This window comes from Bacillus sp. PK6-16, from assembly GCF_056530295.1.
Genome location: NZ_CP096511.1, coordinates 3,895,701 through 3,917,282, shown reverse-complemented (window position 1 = coordinate 3,917,282; position 21,582 = coordinate 3,895,701). Strand labels below are relative to the sequence as shown.

Sequence of the window (21,582 nt, the reverse complement as noted above, 5' to 3'; positions counted from 1 at the left end):
AATTCAAGCGGTCTTTTCGTTAGTTTGCTTTATAAAATTGTTGGATGGCTTCGTCGATGTAAACCCAGCCTTTCCAACCTAAGTGCATATGATCTTTTAAGAAGTATTTATCGTATTCATGATTTGAGAAGTCGGCAATTGGATAACCAGCTTTTTCAATTTGCTCATGAACTTTCTTATAGTATGCTTCGCGGCGTTCTTTCGGGAAGCCAGCGTAGTCGTACCAAGGACCTTTGACAGGAACAGAAATGAAGAGTGGTTTTGCACCAGATTGTTTTAATAAATCAAGTACAATTTGTAAATCTTCATATTCTGGCGATTGGTCATAAGCATCATTTTTTAAGTAACCTTCACGTTGCTTTAATTTTTTCTTAATTTTGCTATTGAAGTAACCATCTTCGATACCATATTCATTAGATCCAGATTCTGCTGCACCTGTTTGATCCGCATGTTTACGAGCCTCTTCCCAGTTCATTTGTTTTAATGAAGGATCGAGCTTCTCTTTATGCGGTTTAATATTAAACATAGCTGTAAATAAATCTTTACGATCTAAAATGTTACGGTAAATATAAGCGAAAGGTTTAGCAGCAAGTGCTTTTACTTTATACTTCGTATCATCATAAGCGATACCTTCAAGCGAAATTTTTAATAAAGTTTCTTTTTTTACAATCTCAAAGTTTAATAAACGCTTTGCAATTTGTTTTTTCATTTCAGGTTTTAAATCATTGTTGAAAATGAAGTGGTAACCTTGTTGTTTTGAAAAGTTAGGTGCAAAGTGCGTTTCGTCAATACCTTGTGGTACAAACCATTGCGGAGAAAGAACGAATACCATTTTCTTATCTTTCAATTGATCCATTGTAGATGCGAAGTTTAATACATGTACAAGGTCTTGTGTTCCGCCGCGTCCAAGAAGGAATGGCGTAAATCCTTCAGGCTTTACTTTAAAATAATTAGATGGATGGAAAGCATCCATACGTGCGAATTCCGATGAACCGTACATCGGAAGATATTTTGGATCTGCTAACATCTTTTGCTGTAAAATCATACTTTGAATTTTTTCTTCTTTTAAAGAAGTAGCAGCTTGTTCTACTTTTTCATCACTTAAAAGTGGAAGTAGGAAGCGCGTTGGAATAAGTAAGAATACAGCAAAAAGGGCCAATGCTAAAAGCATCGGACCAAATTTTGCTTTGTTCATCGGATTTCTTCCAACTTTTTAATAACCATGTTTGGTGTAGCCCACTCGTCACGGTCAAAATCAGAAATAGAAACTTCAATATCTAAACGCTCTTGGAATTCAACTAATAAAGATACTACAGCAAAAGAATCAAGAATACCTTCTTCAAATAATTGAACATCTAAGTTTTCTTTCACAATATCGTTTTCACATACTTCTTCTAAAATATCTAATACTTGCTCTTTGAATTCTGCCATTTTTAAAATCTCCTTTATATCCGAAATATATTATATGTGCAACTTCTTAATGGAATAAGAAGGGTGCATTAAAAGTATCTGTTAAGGTGTCCAGAGAAGATTAGGAAACCGAAACATACAACGTGGAACGTAATTACAATCGCAAGGGCGTGTGTAAATTTATTGTTTGGCCAAAACTTATGCTTCTTGTTTTTTCGTTCGAAAATATCGAATAAAATAAACAGTGCGGCATGGTATAGACCATAAATAACATACTGCGCAACAGCGCTTCCTTGGATGTGCCAAATTCCCATAATGAAGAAGTTTAAAAATGCCCCGATATACGAAATAGTGTAACGGTTCTTAATTAACTTTTTCTTCGTTGCAAAAAAGACGAAACGCATGTAAATAAAATCACGGAACCAGAATGATAAACTCATGTGCCAGCGGTTCCAGAAGTCTTTAATATTACGACTAAGGAATGGCTTATTGAAGTTTTCTGGCGTTTTAATTCCCATCATGTAACTTACACCAATTACAAAAGAGCTATAACCAGCAAAATCAAAGAATAGATATAAGCTATAGCTATACATGTAAATCATATTTGAAAATATTGTATCGTGTTGAGCGAATGCTGGATCCATACAATATTGCTTTATTAAGTAAGCAATAATAAATTTATACAAGAAACCTTGGAAAATACGATTTAGTCCTGTATATAGTAAATTTTGATATTCTTCAGCGCTAGGTGGCTTTTGAATATCTTTTTGGAATCTTCGGTAACGATCGATAGGTCCTGTTGAAATCGCAGGGAAGAATAAAACGAATTCCCAGAAGTTAAAGAAAGAAAGCTCTTTAATTAAACCATCACGAACTTCAAATACCATTTGAACTGCTCTGAATGTTACGTAAGATATACCTAGGAAAACAACAAGTTTTAACTCAGGTAAAAACGATGCAAACGGCGCGATTTTTGCCAAAATAAGAGGCAAAATCGATAAAATAACAGCTATGCAAAATGTGAATGTACTATTATTTTGTTTTCTTAAAATTAAATAGCCTTTAATAAGGACATATTGCCAAATAATAAATGCAGCTAGCATCATTGCTTGCTTTGGTTTATCTGAGAAGATAATAGCAATCATGACTAATGTTAAAACGGCATTATATTTGCGCAACATTTTACCTTTTAATCCAGCTATGATAGTAGGTATTAATAAAATGCCCACTATAGCGAAAAAATAAAATGATCCATATGCGGTCATGCTGTAACCTCACTCAATAATTTTTTGCGATCTACCTTTCCATTTGGTGTCATTGGAATAGAAGATTGATACATGAATTTACGTGGAATCATGTAGTTTGGTAATCGCTCATTGAGTTCTTTTTTGATTGCAGATGTTAATTTGAATTCTTTTTCAAACGAATGCTCCCCAGGAACAACAACCGCTAATAAATAATCGTATTTCTCACCTTTTTTAATTGGAACGATAACTGCTCCTTCTACGTAAGAACACGCACGAAGGTGATGCTCAATTTCTTCTAATTCCATTCGATAACCATGCAGCTTAATTTGGAAATCAAGACGACCATTATAGAATAGAAGACCATTTTCAACATAGCCAGCATCGCCTGTTTTATAGGCGCGCTCACCGTCAATCATAGTAAATGCTTTTTCTGTTAATTCAGGGCTTCCTAAATATCCAACGCTTACGCTTGGACCGACAATTACGATTTCACCTTTTTCACCATCAGGTGCGATCGTGCCATCTTCTTTCATAATAAGAAGGCGACAGTCTGATTTACAATAGCCAACTGGAAGTGATTTGTATTGATCAAGCACTTCTTCTGTAACGTGAATACCTGTTACAGCGACAGTAGCTTCTGTTGGACCATACGTATTCATAATTGTTGCTTTAGGGAAACGCTCAATTAATTTTCTAGCTACTTCATTTGGTAACACTTCACCGCAGAATAAGAATGTTTTCATGTTCGGTAGCATACTCTCAGAGAAAGATGCTTCCATTAAACACATTTCAGCGAAAGAAGGTGTGGAAGTCCATACTTGAATATCCGATTGCTCTAAAGAAGCAAACAAGTCTTTTGGACGCGCAATCATATCTTTATCGATTGCCCAAAGTGTACCACCTGTTACTAATGATGGGTAAATATCCATTACAGATAAATCAAATGAGAAAGGTGCTTGGTTTAAGAATACTTGCCCTGTTTGTAAGTTGAAATCTTCTACAGCCCATTTTGTAAAGCTAACAAGGCAGTTATAAGTAATCTGAACCCCTTTCGGATTACCTGTGCTTCCTGATGTGTAAATAATGTAGAAGTTCTCATCACCTTTTACCGCATGTTCAGGATTTGGAGTGTTCCCTTTATGAGTAAAGAAAATATCTTTTAAGTTGTCTTCACTTACGATGCGAACTGGTAAATCAGTTACAGTTACTGCTGTTGCCGATAAAAGTAATTTCGCACCAGAATTTTCAGCAATACGTTGTACACGATCAGCTGGGATAGATAAATCTACAGGAATGTAAGCATGTCCAGCTTTTACACATCCTAAAAAGTTAATAATCATTTCAGGTTGCATATGGCCATACACCATAATTGGTGAACGATCGTCTGGATACTCAGAAGAAATCCAATGTGCCAACGCATCAGAATCTTCCTTTAATTGTTTGTACGTAATTTTCGCATCTCGCCAAACAAAAGCGGTTTGATCAGGCGTTTCTGCAGCCCACTTTTCAATTTGTTCTAATAACTTCATAACGTTCCCACCCTAGAATTCATTGTAAATAAATGTACTTGTGTTTGTATCATGGAATCCATACAACCAAAGTAATGCAAATAAAATTGCAAGATAATAAACCGTCTTTGCAACCCATTGTGTGAGTGGTCGAGACCATATCTCTTTTAATCTTTCCATGTCTTTCCCTCTCTTAATGAAATAATAGCTCTTTGTAGGTATCATGTCCTACATTATTGTGAAAAAAACAAAATCCCACATTTTAGGTAAAAATAAGTCAAAAGGCTCTTTTTTGATATTAGCACTAAATACTAAAAAAGAAAATCCCTAACTTAGCAATTATATTACATTCAGCATGAATTTGTAATGGGTTTGACATGTAAATAGAAAGTGGATTGTGTGAATACATAAAAGTGGACTATAAGAATACGTAAAAATACAGTGTTTGTTTTTATTAATCATTTAAGACGGAGTAAACTTTTAAATTTCTAGTTCTTTTGAAAAGGAGGAAATTATCATGAATAGAGTGTGGAAGAATCTAATTTCGGAAGAAAATATCGTGAAATGGAGAAGGCATTTCCATAAGTATCCGGAATTATCATTTCATGAAAAAGAAACTTCGCAATTTATATATGATACATTATGCTCATTTTCTTCTTTTGAAGTAACGAGACCGACGAAGTATAGTGTACTAGCAATTAAAAGAGGTGTGAAGCAAGGGAAAGTAATTGCGATTCGAGCTGATATAGACGCTTTGCCAATTCAAGAGGAGACAAGTAAATCTTATACATCTGTGAATAAAGGAATGATGCATGCATGTGGGCACGATGCTCACGCAGCTATTTTATTAAGTACAGCAGAGGTGTTATCAAATATAAAGGAAGATTTTGCAGGTGAGATTCGTCTATTCTTTCAGCACGCAGAAGAGGTGTATCCCGGTGGGGGACAAGAAATGGTTGAGGCAGGTGTAATGGACGGTGTTGATTATGTAATAGGTTTACATGTTATGTCAGGACTTGAGAGTGGAAAGATAGGAATTGCATATGGACCGATGATGGCAGCTCCAGACGTATTTACAGTTGAGATTCAAGGCAAAGGAGGACATGCGGCGCGACCAGAAGAAACGATAGATCCTATTGCTATCGGAGCACAGATTATTACAAATCTACAACATATCGTATCAAGAAATACAAGTGCTTTTATGCAAAGGGTTGTTTCAGTTACACAATTTCATGGGGGAACGGCTGACAATATTATTCCTAGTACAGCAACTTTAATGGGAACTGTTCGTTCATTTAATCAAGCATTGAGGGTGGAAGCAGAAGGGAAAATCGAGAAAATTGTGAAAGGAATTACAGAAGCACATGGAGGATCGTATACATATACGTATCGATATGGATATGATCCGGTTATTAATGATGAATATATTACGAAAATAGTAGAAGAAAGTGCACTACATTTGTTTGGGAATGAGCGTGTTGTGAAGCTTGAACCTTCTATGGGTGGAGAAGATTTTTCAGCATATTTAAGAAAAGCACCTGGTTGTTTCATTAAATTAGGAACAGGTAATGAAAATATATATACTTGTTATCCACATCATCATCCGAAATTTGACGTGGATGAATCAGCATTAATTTGTGGAGTGGAGCTATTTTTAGAGACGACTATAAGATTACTAAAATCATAGAAAAACAAAAAAAGGCAACTGCACTCTATTGCAGTTGCTTTTATTTCTTTCCGTCAGAGAGGGCTGAGAAAGAACTATGCTCATTCATAGTATATGAATAGCTAACGGACAAGCTTGTACATTTTAATCATTTTTTTAAAAATAGTTATTGACATTGATAATCAATGTCAATTAATCTAAATATAGTTGAAATTGATAATTATTATCAATAGGATGGATGCGACATGTTAATGAGAAAGAATTTTCACCTTCTGCGGAGGGGATTAAAAGATAAAAATAAAGATGTTGATCAGCATATGGAATGGCAAAGAAATGTAATTCGGTCTGAATATGTAGATGAGAAGAAGAGCATTCAAACAGAAAAAGAGATACAAAGTAAAGGGAGAGGTTCAGTTGAGTAAGTTAGTAATGATTTTTGCAAGTATGAGTGGAAATACAGAGGAAATGGCTGACCATATTGCCGGCGTAATTCGTGAAACAGAAAATGAAATTGAAGTTATTGATATTATGGATTCACCAGAAGCTTCTATATTAGAACAGTATGATGGAATTATTTTAGGTGCATACACTTGGGGAGATGGCGATCTTCCTGATGATTTCTTAGATTTTTATGATGCAATGGATTCTATTGATTTAACTGGGAAAAAAGCGGCAGTATTCGGATCATGTGATTCGGCTTATCCGAAATACGGAGTGGCAGTTGACATTTTAATAGAAAAGCTACAAGAGCGCGGGGCAGCAGTTGTGTTAGAAGGACTAAAAGTAGAATTAACGCCAGAAGATGAAGATGTAGAAAAATGTTTACAGTTTGGAGCTGAATTTGTAAAACACCTTTCTTAATGGCAGAAGGGAGATGAAGAGCAAGTGCATGAGAAAATCTCAATCAAAACGATGACAGATTATCATTTGTATGATTTTATGCGTTGTCCGCATAAATTTTATTTTCGTCACATAAAAAGAAGAGAACCTTCTTCATTTGAATGGCAACAAATAGCACAAATGATTGTCAATCAAATTATTAACGAGTATTACACGCTACCTGCGGGTCAACAAACGAAAATTGTACTTTTAATATTAATAGAAAAGTATTGGAAAAAAGTAAGGATTAATATGTTTGCTTCGAAGACGGAATACTATATTGTATTAGCGAAGCTAACGGATCACTTATTACAGTTCGTTGAAAAGGATGATAGTCAGACACCACCATTATTTTTATACGAGAAGTTTCAAACATATATGGAAGAGTTAGGTGTCCACATGTCATTGACATTTGAAGTTGGTGAGTGGAGTGCTGAGTCGTTTGTAATTAAAAAGTATGTTGTCGATGCAGATGAGGAAATGCTTGCTCTTTGTCAGAAGCTAATGACAGTATTCAGTTATAAAGCTTTCGGAGTTCTTCCAGGAAAAATTGAAGTTATTAATTTAATAGAAGGAACTAAGTATGAGTACATTCCGAAACAGGAAGATATTATAACTGGAATGGCTGATTTATCTAGAATGAAAGAAATGTTAGAGCAACCTGAGCATTATACAGAGCGTCATTTTCGTTCTGAGTGTATAAGTTGTGCGTTTCGTAGTGAATGCCAAGGGGAAGAAGTAAAGACAGAAGCGAAACAGAAGAAAAATATAGTTCATTAAAGGATGCAACTTTGCATCCTTTTTTGTTATTGACATGAAAAGCTTTTCATCATTTACGGTATATTTGTAGCAGATTTTAATAAAGTGAAACTTTAATCAGTGGGGGTTTTGTCAATCACCCACTGATTATCAGCCCTCATTAATCGGGCTACCCACAAATAGCAGAATAAAGGGAGGAATAATCAATGAAAGATGAAACAAAAGTATTTCAATGGTTAAAAGAACAAAATGCTCCTTTTGAAATTCAACTGCAAATTTTACAGGCGTTTCAATTGTATAAAGTTATTGTTGAAATGGATAAAAAGTTAATGATGTATGAGGAGAGAGTATATAGGGAGAGAATGTAATCTCATCCCTGTAATATCGTTTTTAGCTGTTCTGTGCCTGTAATGAATTCGAGTTCATTCTCTGACTCAAAATTATAAATAATATTATGTAGTAAAGGACTGTATTGATAAAAGGTAGTAATACGATGAATGAGTAATGGATCATGATGAGAAATAAGTGTACTGTACTGTTCATATACAGATGTAGTAAACTCATCTCCGAAATCATAATATAGTCCTGCAAAATCAAAAGCAGGATCGCCAATTTGCGCATCACCAAAATCGATAACACCTGAAATGCTTTTGTTATGCTTGTTAAATAAAATGTGATGATGAGTAAAATCAGCGTGAATGATTGTGTTTTGAAAAGTGGATGTAGCTAAACATGCAAAGAAATTTTCAAATAAGCGATTTAAGGCTAGTTTCTGTAATGAAGTAAGGCTAGTAGTGAGATATTGGTTTAATTTTGTTTGTAGCTCTTTCCAGTAGGTACATGTTTTTTCAATAGGGAAACATAGCGTTGTAACTTGGTGTAAAGGAATACTGTGTAGTACCGCAAGGAAAGTAGCTAATTGTGTAATAATTGCTTTCAGCTCTGGATCCTCCAGCGTGGCAACTGTTTCTGTTTTTAATGGTTCACCATGAATGAGAGTATAGTAACTACAAAGAGGAACCTCATCAGATTCATTTTTATAAATTAGGTGATATTGTGGAACTTCGATTTCTTGTAGTGATTGAGTGAGAATTGCGCATAGTTCTTTTTCTAACGGAATTCGCATCGCATATTCCTGTTTTCGCGGGAAACGAAACAGTAGCTCATCATTTACTATAACTGCTACATTATCCCATCCTTCTTCATTTTGTTTATATGAATGTATAGAAAGATTAGGCAAAGCTTCTTTTATATAATGTTTGTAAGAGTCCATAATTGTTCCTCGTTTCTGAGTTAAGTTATTCTATTTTATGATATCAGAATTTTCTTTCTATATGTTAAAATATATCTATTATTATGAAGAAGGGCGGGAGTATTACGAAAAAAAGACTGTTAATCATTTCTCTATGTATCGCTTTTGTATTGTTTTGGTCATATAAAGAGGAGGTTTTTGCTACCTTTAAACCGATTGATCAGTACGAATTAAATAAGGAGTTAAAGAACAAAAGTATAGAAAACTTAACTCATAATGAAATGAAAAAGGTAGGAGAGCATTTTGTGACCGAGCAACTATCAGTGTTTGGGTCTACTAATAAAGAAGATGTGAAACGAAAAGGTGAAGAACTATTTTTAAATAGAGGGTATGAACAATTAATGGGAAATTATTATCCAAATCGTTTTCAAGATTTAGAGTATAAATTTACAAACGAGGAGATACATGAAGAGACCAATGAGAGTTTTCTTTATCAAGCTGTAGCGTACGTTGCGGGTATTGAAAATGGTAAGAGTAAGAGAAGCGAAATGAAATTGAATTATGAAGTGAAAATTGTAAAGGTTAATAATATATTTATGGTGCTAGAACAAAAGCAGCGTGTACAATAAAGGAAATTCATTGCTCAATAGAACATTTGAGGGTGTATTACTTAATGCGGAATAAAAAGGCCCTCAAGGAATAAAGGGCCTTTAAAGATTTTCATTTTGTTGACCAAGTTCTTTTTGAGCAATATATAAATTCCCTTGCTCGACTTGTTTAAGAGTATGAACAGAATCTCCTGCATATCCTTTTTGTGTTTTAACAGTTCTTTTTGAACGATTGGAATCTTGTTTCTTCATATAATAGGCCACCTTTCATCAAAAATAAACGAAAATGATAAGTATGAGTAATACAGCAGCGAAAATGGTAATGCCCATTAAAAACGAAGTGTTTTTATATTTAGGTGGCTTATGTACATCTTGCCGATATCCAGGTGAAATTTCAGGAGCAAATTCTTCATCGAATGATTGCTTTTTTTCTTTGTCGTCCATATGTACCCACCTTTCTTTTTCATTATATTATACGTTACAAGAAAAAATATGCATAAAGAAAACAGCCGCTTTATTATTAGCGGCTGTTTTGTGTTGTATATTTTCGTTGTACTTGAAAGAGACGGATAAGTAGGAAGGCAGCGCCAAATGCTAGACCGATAATAAGACCGATCCAATAGCCTTTCGCGGCCCATTCTGTATACGTCGCTAATATGTAACCTAGTGGTAGACCTATTATCCAATAAGCAATTAAAGTCATAATTAGAGCAACATTTACATCTTTATAACCACGCAAAGCTCCTTGTACAGGGGTTGCAATTGCATCTGAAATTTGAAATAAAATTGCAAAGATAAGAAATTCTTTTGCTAAATGATGAACTTTTGCATCTATCGTATAAATAGAAGCAATTTGATCATCAAAGAAGTAGAGAAGAATCGAATATAATAAAGCAAAGGCAAGGGCTAATCCAATTCCAATCAGTCCGTATTGTTTTGCATTATCGTAACGTTTTGCTCCAACTTCGAATCCAACCGCAATAGTCATTGCCATTGCTAAACTTAGCGGAGTCATATATAACAAGGAAGCAAAGTTCATAGCTGCTTGGTGAGCTGCAATAGTTGTCGTACTAAAATTACTCATCATGAGCGTTACCGCAGCGAAAATACTCGTTTCAAAAAAGATAGCAAATCCGATAGGAACGCCAAGTTTTAAGAATGCTATCCAACTCGAAAGAGAAGGTCGGTATAATTGTTTGAAAATGTTGAAAGAGGCAAAAGGCTCTTTCGTCTGAATAATAATGACTGTAATAATTAAAATGCACCAATATGTTGCAGTGGAAGCAATTGCTGCTCCGACACCACCAAGCTTTGGGAAACCGAAGTTACCAAAAATTAATAGGTAATTTAATATTACGTTAATTGGTAATGATAATAATGTAATAATCATCGTTGTTCGAGTTTTTCCTAATGCATCAATAAATCCACGTAAAACAGTGTAAGTGAATAAAGGTATAATTCCTATTGCAATAATACTTAAAAATTGCGCTGCAATACGTTCCACAGGTTCTTCTAAGCGCATGCCATTTAAAATAGGTGAAACGACGAAAAAACCGATGAGGATAACAACGAAGCTAGCACAAATTGCTAAATAAACTGCTTGTATGACAACGTGGGGAACGTCCTCTTTTTTCTTGGATCCAACGAGCTGTGCAACAATGGGAGTAGTAGCCATTAAAATTCCTGTTAACCCCGTACTAACTGGAATCCATATACTTGTTCCAATTGCAACACCTGCTAAATCAGTTGGACTTGCATGTCCTGACATCGTTGTATCAAAAAAACTCATCGCAAATAATGACATTTGCGTTACGAAAATCGGAAAAAATAGTAATACAAATTGCTTTAACTTTTGTGAGAATGAAGTAGTTTCTTTCATAAAATCCCCTTTCCGTATAAAAAAACAAACTCTTACTATCATACAATTTAATCAAAGATTAGAAAAGAAATACGCGCCTATAACATATGAAGCCAATAAAAAAAGGATGCACTTTGAAAAGGGATAAGGTATTATGATAAGGTGTGAAAAAATTACATATTATTTGTTATTAAGGAGGCACTACTTGTGGCTGATTGGTTAATTGGTTTAATCATGGGTGCTGTTGAAGGGTTAACAGAGTTTCTACCAGTATCATCAACAGGACATATGATTTTAACAGGACATTTAATTGGATTTGACGATGAGAGAGCGAAAGTTTTTGAAGTTGTTATCCAATTGGGATCGATTTTAGCAGTTGTTGTTATATTTTGGAAGCGTCTATGGTCGTTAGTTGGAATAGGTAAAGTAACAGACGGACCATCGTTAAATTTATTACATATTATTATCGGGATGATTCCTGCCGGGGTACTTGGCGTATTATTCCATAGCACTATTAAAGAGGTTTTATTTGGTCCAGGACCAGTTGTTATTAGCTTAGTAGCCGGTGGTATTTTAATGATTGTTGCTGAGAAGTTTTCGAAACCAAGTACAGCAAGAACGTTAGATGAAATCACATATAAACAGGCATTTACAATTGGAATGTTCCAATGTTTAGCTCTTTGGCCAGGATTTTCTCGTTCTGGTTCTACAATCAGTGGTGGTTTATTAGCTCGCGTGTCGCATACAGCGGCAGCTGAATATACGTTCATTTTAGCGGTACCGATGATGGTAGCTGCAAGTGGCTTAGATTTAATTAAAAGCTGGGATGTATTAAGCTCAGCAGATATAACGCTATTTGTAACAGGATTTGTAACTGCATTCGTTGTTGCGATGCTTGCAATTGTTTCATTCTTGAAATTATTATCTCGTGTAAAACTAACACCGTTCGCTTATTATCGTTTCATTTTAGCTGCGGTATTCTATTTCTTCATTATGTAAAATAAAAACCTGCCGAGTTCGGCAGGTTTTTATTTTACTACTTTTTCCATCATGTTTTCCATTACATGTTCCCAAAGAGAAGTATCATCAGCTAATGTAGCACGGAAATTAGCATACATTTCTTTTTGTTTTTCTTCGAAAGTTGGATCTTCTTTTTCAGGTAATGTAGCGCGCATTGAAGTTACTAATTCTTGTACTTTTGGAGCGCGTGGTCCCCAAACAGCTTGTTCATTTCCATCTTTATCAATGAAAATAAAGATTGGAATCGCACGTGCTGTTCCATTTGTTAAATATTGATCCATTAATTCTAAGTTTTCATCGCGAATTAATAAACTCATATCAATATTTGCAACTTCAGAAATTCGTTTCATAACAGGTACGCATAAAAGAGCATCGCCACACCAATCAGCAGTTAATACGATAACACGCCAGCCATCATTTTGACGTTCTTCTAATACAGGAAGTAATTCATTTGGAATTAAAAAATTATTGTAAATGTGTAGTAGCTCGTATTGGTTTACTTGCATTTCATTCACATATGTATCAAAGGACATACCTTTATCAGCCCATTGTTGTAAGTTCATAATTAACACCTCTTTAGTAAGATTTGCTTTCATTGTACCAATTTTTATATAGAAAAGCTTGTATTCTTACTCTTTCTTGTCACTTAATAATTTATTTAATAGAAAAAAGAATAGTACGACACATAATTCAGTTAAGTTGGACATTTGTACGCTTTCTATCCAATCATCAGCAGTATGAATGACGAACCAATCTAGTGTAATTTCAATGAATGAGAAAAGAGTGAGAGAAATCCAATTTGGCATGTTTTGAGTCAATGGATATAGCAGCGCTTTGAAGAAACTGAAAATAAATAATGTAATACCATCTAAGAAAGTGATTAATAAAAAAAAGAGAAGTAAAGCAGTACGTGAACTATACGCTATACCTGTAATTTGAAAGATTCCTACATATACAAAAAATATAAATGTAAAAACTATAATGAGAAAAAGAGCAATAATACTAATGATAATTGTTTTATCTTTTAGGCTGAGATTTGAGAACCTATCCTCCTCATGCATTAAAATACCCCTTTTTCTGGAAGTTGACTTCATTTTATCATGAAATACATATTAAAAAACTACGAATTATGGGAAAATAAGGTGACAAAAAGTAAGATTTCATGTAAAATTATTAATAAGGTTTTTATTTAACTAAATGAAATAAAAGGAGCTGTCAATGTTGTCTCAAAATCGAGAGCAATTAATGGAAGAACTATCGACAAATGTGTTTGCTATGTTTCGCACGTTGCGTAATGATATCGGAAAAATATTTGGTGGTTACATACCGTGGAATGAATTCATCGTCCTAAGAATATTAAATCGTACGAATAAAGAAATGGTATCGCGTGTAGCAAATGAATTAAATGTGTCGAATAGTCATATTACAGCTGTTACAGAAAAATTAATTAATAAGGGTTTTGTAACTCGTTCACGTTCTACATCAGATCGCCGAGTTGTGTATTTAGAGATTACAGAACAAGGGAAAGATTTAGTTGCGAAAATGGAAGATGCGAAAAAACAATATTTACAAGAAAGATTCTCTGCACTTTCAGAAGATGAAATGAATGTAATGATTTCAATTTCCAAAAAACTTATTTAAGTGATTATAAACAAGAAAACGCTTACGTGATAAAATAGAAGGTCTTCCTTATAGATGGGAGATCTTCTTTCGTGTGTAATAGATGTTAATAAATAAAATGTGTATGAAAAAAGATAGAGCGCCATACTACTAATACAAGGAAGGAGGGAGAAATATGACGAATCGTAACGGTAGTAAAGGGAGCGGTAATCAAGGATCACCAAAGTCCGGCCAGTTTAATCAGGAATTTAGCACTGAATTTGAAACTGGTAATGATAATAAAGGGAAAGAATATCGTTCTAAAAAAGGGAGTAAATCAAAAAAGGAGTGAAATAATTCACTCCTTTTTTGATTTACGATGCTGCCGATTGATCCGTATTATATTTTTCTTCTGATTTTGCGACAATCATTGCGCAAATTGCATCACCAGAAATGTTTACAGCTGTTCTAGACATATCTAAAATACGGTCAATACCGATAATTAAAGCGATACCTTCTACTGGTAGATTTACTTGATTTAAAACCATTGTAAGCATTACAAGTCCAACACCAGGTACACCAGCAGTACCGATACTAGCTAGTACAGCGGTTAATACGACCATAGCTAATTGCGGTAATGTAAGTTCAACTCCGTATACTTGAGCGATAAATACAGTTGCTACCCCTTGCATAATGGCAGTACCATCCATATTAATAGTTGCCCCTAGTGGTTGTACAAATGAGCTTATCGCTTTTGGAACGCCAAGCTTATCTTGTGCTGTTTTCATTGCAAATGGAAGCGATGCATTAGAGCTAGATGTACTAAATCCAATTGCCATTACTGGTCCGAAATGTTTAAAGAAACGAACAATACTTTCTTTTGCTAATACCTTTAATAAGCCGCCATATACAAAGACCCCGTGAATAATGAGTACTAACATAACGACAATCATATACTTGAACATCGCAGCGACGCCTGCAAGCCCCATTTTACCAACGGATGAAGCGAGCAAACCGAATGTTCCAATTGGGGCTAATTTCATAACGAGATTAACAAGATACATCATTAATTCGTTGCCCTGTTCAAGTAATGAATGGATACCTTGAACTCGTTTTCCTAAAATAGCTATACCGAGTCCAATCAATACGGCAAAGGCAATGATTTGTAACATGTTTCCGTCAGCCATCGCTTTTGCTGGGTTATCTGGTACGATATTTAGCAATGTGTCGACGAAAGATGTTTCAGTTTTTGCACCTTCATACTTAAGACCTTCTGTTTTAAAACTACCGCCAGCTCCTGGTTTTATAATAAGTGCAAATGTAACCGCTATAGAGATGGCAACCGCAGTTGTTACGAGAAAGAATGAAATTGATTTTAAACCGATTCTTCCAAGTTGTTTCGGATCTCCAAGGCCGGCAGCACCAAGTACGATAGAAATGAACACAACAGGAACAACTAGCATTTTAATAAGTCGAATAAACAATTGACCAATTGGGTTGAACACATATTGATTTAGTGGCTCAAAGATAGATGGAGCAGCTAAATTTAGAGTGAGTCCAACAACTAGACCTAGAAATAATGCGATTAAGATTGCTTTTGTTTGTTTCAATAAAATCCCCCCTTTTGTTTTTGCGAAATTTCTTTCTAAAGTAATTATACCGAAAAAATACCTAATTTGACAATATTTTCTGAATTTTTCATTTTTGTTTAAGTGTAGATAGACCGATTTTGTGTTTGGAAAATAAAATAGACCATCACATAGGATGGTCAAGGGAAGGGGACAATTTATGTCAATTTAATTAGGGATGGAAGTTGCTTTAAGACACTGGGGAATGTCTTATAAATTAGGGAGGAACAACTTCGATACATATACTATAAAAGATAGGTGTGACTCTCATGTGAACATAGGGTGAAAGAGAGGGGGAGTTTTAAATAAAAGATAGAAAGACAAAAAAATAAGACCATCATATATAAGATGGTCAAGGAAGGGGACAATTTATGTCAATTTAATTAGGGATGGAAGCTGTTCAAAGACACTGGGGAATGCCTTATAAATTAGGGAGGAACAACTTCGATACATATACTATAAAAGGTAGATGTGACCTCTGTGTGAACATAGAGTGAAAGAGAGAGGGAGTTTTAAATAAAAGATAGAAAGACAAAAAAATAAGACCATCATATATAAGATGGTCAAGGAAGGGGACAATTTATGTCAATTTAATTAGGGATGGAAGCTGTTCAAAGACACTGGGGAATGTCTTATAAATTAGGGAGGAACAACTTCGATACATATACTATAAAAGGTGGATGTGACCTCTGTGTGAATATAGAGTGAAAGAGAGAGGGAGTTTTAAATAAAATGAAAATTTAATGAGTGTTTTTTGTTCATCCCCTGTTGATTATTAGCCTTAACCAATCGGGCGTTTATTGCCCACAAATAGCGGAATAAAAGATAGAGAAAACAAAAAAATAAGACCATCATATATAAGATGGTCAAGGAAGGGGACAATTTATGTCAATTTAATTAGGGATGGAAGCTATTCAAAGACACTGGGGAATGTCTTATAAATTAGGGAGGAACAGCTTCGATACACATACTATAAAAGGTGGATGTGACCTCTATGTGAACATAGAGTGAAAGATATGGGGATTTGAAAAATAGTACATATGAAATTGTTATTGCTAGCAATATTGAGTTAGGATATAGAGTTTTCCAGCATAAAACGAAAAGGAATCTGAATATAAATAAAAGTTGTAATCTATGAAAAAAAGGATTATGCTCAACTATATTATGAGAATATAAGGTTTGTCCCAATTATTTAAGGGCTTTTAAAAAGCTTTTTATTGTATGAGGGGAAAGCTTCACTTTAATAAGGGAGTTAGTGATATGGACGTAACAAAAAAACAAGGGCTGTATAATCGTCTTATACGATTAAACCCACCACAAATATTAGCATTAGGCTTTTTCTGCTTAATTGTGGTTGGCGGTTTGTTATTAAAATTACCATTCGCAACGAAAGTACATATTAGTTGGGTAGATGCTTTCTTTACAGCAACGTCAGCAGCGACCGTAACTGGTTTGGGAGTAGTGGATACAGCAAGTACATTTACGATGTTTGGCGAAATTGTTATTATGTTTTTAATTCAAACAGGTGGTCTAGGCCTTATGACAATTGCCATTTTAATTGTTTGGGTACTAGGTAAAAAAATCGGATTACGCCATCGTTTATTAATTGGAGAAGCATTTAATCAAACAAATATAGGTGGTCTTGTAAAATTAGTAAAGCGTGTCTTTATATTTTCGATTTGTATTGAACTTATTGGGGTCATCTTTTTATCGTTTCGCTTTATTCCAGAGTTTGGTTTTGGAAAAGGTTTATATTATAGTATTTTTCATGTAATTGCATCTTATAATAATGCAGGATTTGCTTTATGGCCAGATAATTTAACAAGATATGTAGGGGATCCCATTATTAATATTGGGATTTGCTCTTTAATTGTAATTGGGGGACTCGGTTTTACCGTATTAATTGATATATGGTATAGCCGCAGTTTTCGAAAATTATCACTTCACTCAAAAATAATGATTATTGGAACAGTAGTGCTAAATGTTATAGCAATGATTGTAATTTTTGTATTGGAATATAATAATGTGAAGACGTTAGGGAATTTATCTTTAAATGAAAAACTATGGGCTTCCTTCTTTCAAGGTATTACTCCGCGGACAGCTGGATTTAATACGGTTGACTATGGAGGTATGGAAGAATCATCTATATTATTTACGATGATTTTAATGTTTATTGGTGCAGGAAGTGTATCGACAGGTGGAGGAATTAAATTAACGACGTTTGTTATCTTAATTACATCTGTCCTTTCTTTCTTTAGAAAAAAGGAGGAAATTGTTTTATTTCAGCGTACAATTAAAATGTCGACAGTAACGAGGGCCTTAGCGATTGCTGTTGCCAGTCAAATACTTATTTTAGCAGCGGTATTCATATTAATGCTTACAGAAAACTTCAGCTTTATTCAATTATTATTTGAGACAATATCAGCGTTTGGCACAGTCGGATTAACGATGGGAATTACTGCAAAGCTATCGGCATTCGGAAAATGTATTATTATGTTTGTTATGTTCTGCGGATTAATTGGACCATTAACACTTGTGTTCTCTTTAGCGCGACCAGCAAAACAAAAAATAAAATATCCATCGGAAGATGTGTTTACAGGATAAGGTATCCCGCGTTAAGCGAGATACCTTTTTCTTTTTTAGAACAGGGAGAACAATAGACCAATAAGTGCTACTCGGAATAAAATTGCGATAAGTGCAGCAATTCCACCGACAACTGCAGCGATACCGCCAGTTACAGTAGCTCCGCGATTATAAGCGTAAATACCGAGTAAAACAGAAACAAGACCAAATAGTGTTGGAAATGTAAATAGCGATAAGATAGATAGCGCAAGAGCGATAAAACCAGCAGTTGATCCAGCAGCGGACGATTTTACAACATCTTTATCGTCTTTATCATCGTAATCATAATCAATGCGTTGTGGTGCAACCTCAGCGGCGTACTCTTCTTTATAGTCACTATAATCACTATCTATTCTATCTCTTCTTTTATAATCATCAAATTTCTCAGTCAAAGTCATGACTCCTTTCATAACAAGGTTCAATAGTAGTATGTATCTCTTTTTCTTTTTTATCCCGCTATTTGTGGGAGTCGAGAAACGTGCACATCCCACTGATTAAAGTTTCACTATACCGGAGCATTACAGGGAGTAGTATCTTTTAAAAGGAGGAAAATGTTTTCTTGAAATAGGAAAAGTTAGTATGACTTCCTCTATTTTGGAAAATATAAAAAGGAATAATGAGGAAAGGGTGCAATACATAATGGAACATCCAATTGAAAATTTAATGAAAACGGCAATGACAAATTTAAAAGAGATGGTAGATGTAAATACAATTGTTGGGAGCCCGGTTTCAACAGCTGACGGAAATGTAGTATTAACAGTATCTCAAGTGGCTTTTGGTTTTGGAGCTGGTGGAAGTGATTTTAAAGGGGATTTCATTACTGAAAAACATAACGGTGGGCAAAATCAGCATAAAGAGAACAAACAAGGGCATCCATTTGGAGGAGGAAGCGGGGCTGGGGTTTCCATTAGTCCAGTAGCTTTTTTAGTAGTTGGTTCTAATGGGGTGCAAGTATTACATCTCAACAGCAGTACACATTTAATTGAAAAGGCTTTAAATACTGTACCAAGCACTGTAGATAAATTTGTGAATGGTCGTCAAAAGTGAACTTGCATTTTTTAGGAATTATGATATATTAGAAAAAGTGCGCTTTAGGATGATCGGAATAATTGAAATGTAAATATATATGATGTGTGGAATAAGGGAGAGGAATTTATGATTAATATCAAAAACTTAGTAGTTGGCTTATTTATGTTAGTAAGCGGCTTTGTTGTATATGTAATAAAAGAAAAAGCTCCATTCTAAAACAGACAAACCGTTAATGTCTGTTTTTAATTTGCGGAAAAAAGTTGACAAGTTATTGTATTGGTGTTAGAATTTTAATTCGTGTCTCGGTTACAGCTAGTGTAAAGTAAATATCTCTTATGAATGCAATACGAAAAGTTTGCGAAAGATCGGGTAATTTTATCAACAACTTTTGTGAACAAACCCTATAAATTGTATTTGTAAGCTATATATGTATACTAGTGAATCAAGGAGCGGTCAGTGGAACCGTAATGATGAGAGAGAGGTAGGGCTTTCATCCAGTATATGTTACTTTCCCGTTAGGTGAATATAAAAAAGAGGACTCCTTTTAAAAGGAGTCCTCTTTCATTTTTTAAGTGCGACTTTCAACTTGTTGACAAATTTCATCCGTTGTTAAACCGTGAGCTGTAATGACTGATCCTTTAATTGATGTATCTGCAATGCCCATCACATTAGAATCTTGCCCAGTTACAACGCAACAATCACACCCTTGTGCATCCTGTTCTGAGTTAAGTGTAACAACTTCATGACCTTGTTGCTGAAGAGCTTGTTGAACGTCTGTTAATGAGTTTTCAACGCCAATTCTAGCCATAATTCTCACCTCCCTACCATCTAATTGCTAGTATGCTCAAGTTCACTGCATATATTTATGAAAAGACGGTAGGAAGTAAATCTTTGTTTAGTCGTTATATACGCCAGTAAGCATTTGACTAACGAATTGATCGTTTAATGTATCTTGTGTTGAAGAAGTATTTGAATGGATGTCGATTGAAGCAATAAAATGATTATGTTCTTTCATATTTGGTTCTACCTCTACGTAATTATCGAATTTACAAAAACCTTTCGTATCCATTAGATCAAATAATTGCAGCATTTCTACTACCTCTTGTCTCGTTCCTTTAATTTGTACACACGCCATATTTATTTCCTCCTTTATTTTGACAAATTGTTTTTTAAAAATAGGATTATGATTACGAAATGAAAAATATGAATGTTATTTTTAGACAGCGCTATTTTTGTTATTTTCCCCCTTTTTCAGCAAAAGTCGTTATATATTTCCGGATTTATAAAATCGGACGTCCGTTTATTGAATACAATAGATTCGTATCAATTGATGAAAATCCTTCTTTTAAACAAATATTTTTTTAGTGGAAATTGGCGAAAAAAATTTTTTGACTTTTTGTAAACGTTAACAATGTTGTTAAATCAGTATAAGTAAAGAAGTACGTATGATTAAAAATTATAAATTTTCTAAAAATTCACTTGATTTATTTAGAAAGGAGAGTAAACTAGGAAACAATAAAAAATTCATAGAACATAGGAGGCGCTTCTAGTGAATGAGCAATGGATTTTCTTAAATGGAGAATTTGTTCCAAAAGATGAGGCAAAAGTTTCAGTATATGATCATGGCTATTTATATGGCGATGGAGTGTTTGAAGGAATTAGAGTTTATAGCGGTAATGTTTTCCGTTTGAGAGAGCATCTTGTCCGGTTGTATGAATCAGCAAAATCAATCCTTTTAGAAATTCCATATTCATTAGATGAAGTAACAAATATTGTTGTTGAGACGATTCGACAAAATAAATTATCTAATGGATACATTCGCCTTGTTGTATCAAGAGGAGCAGGAAATCTTGGATTGGATCCCGATTCATGTAAGAAGCCGAATGTAGTAGTAATTGCAGAACAATTATCTTTATTCCCACAAGAATATTATGAGAAAGGGATTCCAGTTGTAACAGTTGCAACGCGCCGAAATCGTCCCGATGTTTTATCCCCTCAAGTAAAATCTTTAAATTACTTAAACAATATTTTAGTTCGTATTGAAGCGAAATTAGCTGGAGTACAAGAAGCGCTTATGTTAAATGATCAAGGATATGTAGCTGAAGGATCAGGAGATAACGTGTTTATTGTTAAAGGAAATAAATTAATTACACCACCAAGTTCTGCTGGAGCATTAGAAGGTATTACACGAAACGCCATTTTAGAAATCGGCGAAAAACTTGGGTATGACGTAAGAGAAGAGTTATTTACAAGACATGATGTATATGTAGCTGATGAAGTGTTTTTAACAGGAACAGCTGCTGAAGTGATTGCTGTTACGACAGTAGATGGTAGAACGATTGGCTTAGGGCGAACAGGTCCACATACGAACCGTTTATTAGAAGTGTTTCGTAAGTTAGTTGTAGAAGATGGAGAGAAAATTTACGAAGAAAATAAAGTTGGATAACAACTTTTTTAACATAAGAAAGCGTTGATAGGGAGGAGTAGTTGATTGTGA

At 34.5% G+C, this 21,582-nt stretch carries 28 protein-coding genes and 1 other annotated feature (1 of these 29 cut by a window edge); of the genes, 13 read left to right on the top strand and 15 right to left on the bottom strand.

What is annotated here, in order from left to right; all coding sequences use genetic code 11:
- Positions 1-19 precede the first annotated feature (19 nt).
- The 5 genes from dltD to M1D66_RS20020 all read right to left on the bottom strand — a co-directional run bounded on the left by dltD (position 20) and on the right by M1D66_RS20020 (position 4,345).
- Complete coding sequence (gene dltD, locus M1D66_RS20040; RefSeq protein ID WP_001030268.1) at positions 20-1,195, bottom strand: D-alanyl-lipoteichoic acid biosynthesis protein DltD; 1,176 nt, start codon at positions 1,193-1,195, stop codon at positions 20-22.
- The gene (gene dltC / locus M1D66_RS20035; protein WP_000807310.1) at positions 1,192-1,431 is read right to left on the bottom strand and encodes a D-alanine--poly(phosphoribitol) ligase subunit DltC; all 240 of its coding nucleotides are present in this window, start codon (positions 1,429-1,431) and stop codon (positions 1,192-1,194) included. The genes dltD and dltC overlap by 4 nt, the downstream gene beginning before the upstream one ends.
- Before the next feature lie 68 nt (positions 1,432-1,499).
- The gene (gene dltB / locus M1D66_RS20030) at positions 1,500-2,675 is read right to left on the bottom strand and encodes a D-alanyl-lipoteichoic acid biosynthesis protein DltB (protein WP_242554716.1); all 1,176 of its coding nucleotides are present in this window, start codon (positions 2,673-2,675) and stop codon (positions 1,500-1,502) included.
- Positions 2,672-4,186, bottom strand: a complete 1,515-nt coding sequence (gene dltA, locus M1D66_RS20025) for a D-alanine--poly(phosphoribitol) ligase subunit DltA (protein ID WP_000770505.1) — start codon at positions 4,184-4,186, stop codon at positions 2,672-2,674. Before dltA ends, dltB begins: the two co-directional genes overlap by 4 nt.
- Before the next feature lie 12 nt (positions 4,187-4,198).
- On the bottom strand, positions 4,199-4,345 hold the full coding sequence (locus M1D66_RS20020) for a teichoic acid D-Ala incorporation-associated protein DltX (protein WP_000440293.1): 147 nt from the start codon (positions 4,343-4,345) through the stop codon (positions 4,199-4,201).
- Positions 4,346-4,682: 337 nt separating this feature from the next.
- Here M1D66_RS20020 and amaA point away from each other — a divergent pair, with 337 nt between their 5' ends.
- The 5 genes from amaA to M1D66_RS19995 all read left to right on the top strand — a co-directional run bounded on the left by amaA (position 4,683) and on the right by M1D66_RS19995 (position 7,837).
- Complete coding sequence (gene amaA, locus M1D66_RS20015) at positions 4,683-5,852, top strand: N-acyl-aliphatic-L-amino acid amidohydrolase (RefSeq protein ID WP_025688941.1); 1,170 nt, start codon at positions 4,683-4,685, stop codon at positions 5,850-5,852.
- Between the two features lie 224 nt (positions 5,853-6,076).
- Entirely contained in the window at positions 6,077-6,253 is a 177-nt protein-coding gene (locus M1D66_RS20010; RefSeq protein ID WP_000929023.1) for a hypothetical protein, read from the top strand.
- Positions 6,246-6,692, top strand: a complete 447-nt coding sequence (locus tag M1D66_RS20005; protein ID WP_000041153.1) for a flavodoxin — start codon at positions 6,246-6,248, stop codon at positions 6,690-6,692. The genes M1D66_RS20010 and M1D66_RS20005 overlap by 8 nt, the downstream gene beginning before the upstream one ends.
- A gap of 24 nt (positions 6,693-6,716) precedes the next feature.
- Complete coding sequence (locus tag M1D66_RS20000) at positions 6,717-7,490, top strand: hypothetical protein (RefSeq protein WP_000544574.1); 774 nt, start codon at positions 6,717-6,719, stop codon at positions 7,488-7,490.
- Positions 7,491-7,675: 185 nt separating this feature from the next.
- Positions 7,676-7,837: a hypothetical protein gene (locus tag M1D66_RS19995; RefSeq protein WP_000651086.1), complete on the top strand. Its 162-nt coding sequence runs from the start codon at positions 7,676-7,678 to the stop codon at positions 7,835-7,837.
- Between the two features lie 2 nt (positions 7,838-7,839).
- Here M1D66_RS19995 and M1D66_RS19990 read toward each other — a convergent pair whose 3' ends face one another.
- Positions 7,840-8,742, bottom strand: a complete 903-nt coding sequence (locus M1D66_RS19990) for an aminoglycoside phosphotransferase family protein (RefSeq protein ID WP_113303946.1) — start codon at positions 8,740-8,742, stop codon at positions 7,840-7,842.
- An 83-nt stretch (positions 8,743-8,825) separates the two neighbouring features.
- On the opposite strand from M1D66_RS19990, the gene M1D66_RS19985 reads away from it, so the two are divergent.
- Positions 8,826-9,350, top strand: coding sequence for a biotin transporter BioY (locus tag M1D66_RS19985; RefSeq protein ID WP_242554715.1), 525 nt, complete (start codon positions 8,826-8,828; stop codon positions 9,348-9,350).
- Between the two features lie 81 nt (positions 9,351-9,431).
- On the opposite strand, the gene M1D66_RS19980 is transcribed toward M1D66_RS19985, so the two are convergent.
- The 3 genes from M1D66_RS19980 to M1D66_RS19970 all read right to left on the bottom strand — a co-directional run bounded on the left by M1D66_RS19980 (position 9,432) and on the right by M1D66_RS19970 (position 11,208).
- Positions 9,432-9,581, bottom strand: a complete 150-nt coding sequence (locus M1D66_RS19980; protein ID WP_000743742.1) for a hypothetical protein — start codon at positions 9,579-9,581, stop codon at positions 9,432-9,434.
- 18 nt (positions 9,582-9,599) lie between these two features.
- Positions 9,600-9,773, bottom strand: a complete 174-nt coding sequence (locus M1D66_RS19975; RefSeq protein ID WP_000341062.1) for a hypothetical protein — start codon at positions 9,771-9,773, stop codon at positions 9,600-9,602.
- Positions 9,774-9,849: 76 nt separating this feature from the next.
- Positions 9,850-11,208: an MATE family efflux transporter gene (locus M1D66_RS19970; RefSeq protein ID WP_000665544.1), complete on the bottom strand. Its 1,359-nt coding sequence runs from the start codon at positions 11,206-11,208 to the stop codon at positions 9,850-9,852.
- A 186-nt stretch (positions 11,209-11,394) separates the two neighbouring features.
- Here M1D66_RS19970 and uppP point away from each other — a divergent pair, with 186 nt between their 5' ends.
- Positions 11,395-12,186, top strand: coding sequence for a bacitracin resistance undecaprenyl-diphosphatase (uppP, locus tag M1D66_RS19965; protein WP_000796256.1), 792 nt, complete (start codon positions 11,395-11,397; stop codon positions 12,184-12,186).
- A 29-nt stretch (positions 12,187-12,215) separates the two neighbouring features.
- Here uppP and M1D66_RS19960 read toward each other — a convergent pair whose 3' ends face one another.
- Both M1D66_RS19960 and M1D66_RS19955 read right to left on the bottom strand, forming a co-directional pair.
- Positions 12,216-12,803, bottom strand: a complete 588-nt coding sequence (locus tag M1D66_RS19960; RefSeq protein WP_002023667.1) for a thioredoxin family protein — start codon at positions 12,801-12,803, stop codon at positions 12,216-12,218.
- A 33-nt stretch (positions 12,804-12,836) separates the two neighbouring features.
- Positions 12,837-13,268 carry a regulatory YrvL family protein gene (locus tag M1D66_RS19955; RefSeq protein WP_000544068.1) on the bottom strand — a complete coding sequence of 144 codons (432 nt, stop codon included), beginning with the start codon at positions 13,266-13,268 and terminating at the stop codon, positions 12,837-12,839.
- Between the two features lie 160 nt (positions 13,269-13,428).
- Between M1D66_RS19955 and M1D66_RS19950 the strand changes: the two genes are divergently transcribed.
- Positions 13,429-13,848 (top strand): MarR family winged helix-turn-helix transcriptional regulator, encoded by a 420-nt coding sequence (locus M1D66_RS19950; RefSeq protein ID WP_000081432.1) that lies wholly within the window; start codon positions 13,429-13,431, stop codon positions 13,846-13,848.
- Between the two features lie 154 nt (positions 13,849-14,002).
- A complete protein-coding gene (locus M1D66_RS19945; RefSeq protein ID WP_000184928.1) occupies positions 14,003-14,158 on the top strand; it encodes a hypothetical protein in 156 nt (51 codons plus the stop codon).
- A gap of 22 nt (positions 14,159-14,180) precedes the next feature.
- Here M1D66_RS19945 and M1D66_RS19940 read toward each other — a convergent pair whose 3' ends face one another.
- Positions 14,181-15,416: a dicarboxylate/amino acid:cation symporter gene (locus tag M1D66_RS19940; RefSeq protein WP_000814812.1), complete on the bottom strand. Its 1,236-nt coding sequence runs from the start codon at positions 15,414-15,416 to the stop codon at positions 14,181-14,183.
- A 1,278-nt stretch (positions 15,417-16,694) separates the two neighbouring features.
- Between M1D66_RS19940 and M1D66_RS19935 the strand changes: the two genes are divergently transcribed.
- The gene (locus M1D66_RS19935) at positions 16,695-18,038 is read left to right on the top strand and encodes a TrkH family potassium uptake protein (protein WP_000383526.1); all 1,344 of its coding nucleotides are present in this window, start codon (positions 16,695-16,697) and stop codon (positions 18,036-18,038) included.
- 35 nt (positions 18,039-18,073) lie between these two features.
- On the opposite strand, the gene M1D66_RS19930 is transcribed toward M1D66_RS19935, so the two are convergent.
- The gene (locus M1D66_RS19930) at positions 18,074-18,448 is read right to left on the bottom strand and encodes a hypothetical protein (protein ID WP_000136546.1); all 375 of its coding nucleotides are present in this window, start codon (positions 18,446-18,448) and stop codon (positions 18,074-18,076) included.
- A 187-nt stretch (positions 18,449-18,635) separates the two neighbouring features.
- On the opposite strand from M1D66_RS19930, the gene ytfJ reads away from it, so the two are divergent.
- Both ytfJ and M1D66_RS19920 read left to right on the top strand, forming a co-directional pair.
- Positions 18,636-19,103, top strand: a complete 468-nt coding sequence (ytfJ, locus tag M1D66_RS19925) for a GerW family sporulation protein (RefSeq protein WP_000204234.1) — start codon at positions 18,636-18,638, stop codon at positions 19,101-19,103.
- Between the two features lie 108 nt (positions 19,104-19,211).
- On the top strand, positions 19,212-19,301 hold the full coding sequence (locus tag M1D66_RS19920; protein WP_000608227.1) for a hypothetical protein: 90 nt from the start codon (positions 19,212-19,214) through the stop codon (positions 19,299-19,301).
- A gap of 352 nt (positions 19,302-19,653) precedes the next feature.
- On the opposite strand, the gene M1D66_RS19915 is transcribed toward M1D66_RS19920, so the two are convergent.
- Entirely contained in the window at positions 19,654-19,893 is a 240-nt protein-coding gene (locus M1D66_RS19915) for a YkuS family protein (RefSeq protein ID WP_000101022.1), read from the bottom strand.
- 87 nt (positions 19,894-19,980) lie between these two features.
- Positions 19,981-20,220: a DUF3911 family protein gene (locus M1D66_RS19910; protein WP_086385521.1), complete on the bottom strand. Its 240-nt coding sequence runs from the start codon at positions 20,218-20,220 to the stop codon at positions 19,981-19,983.
- Positions 20,221-20,634: 414 nt separating this feature from the next.
- On the opposite strand from M1D66_RS19910, the gene ilvE reads away from it, so the two are divergent.
- Complete coding sequence (gene ilvE / locus M1D66_RS19905) at positions 20,635-21,531, top strand: branched-chain-amino-acid transaminase (protein ID WP_242554714.1); 897 nt, start codon at positions 20,635-20,637, stop codon at positions 21,529-21,531.
- A 15-nt stretch (positions 21,532-21,546) separates the two neighbouring features.
- Positions 21,547-21,582 (top strand) — a binding site (T-box leader) (it continues 192 nt past the right edge of the window).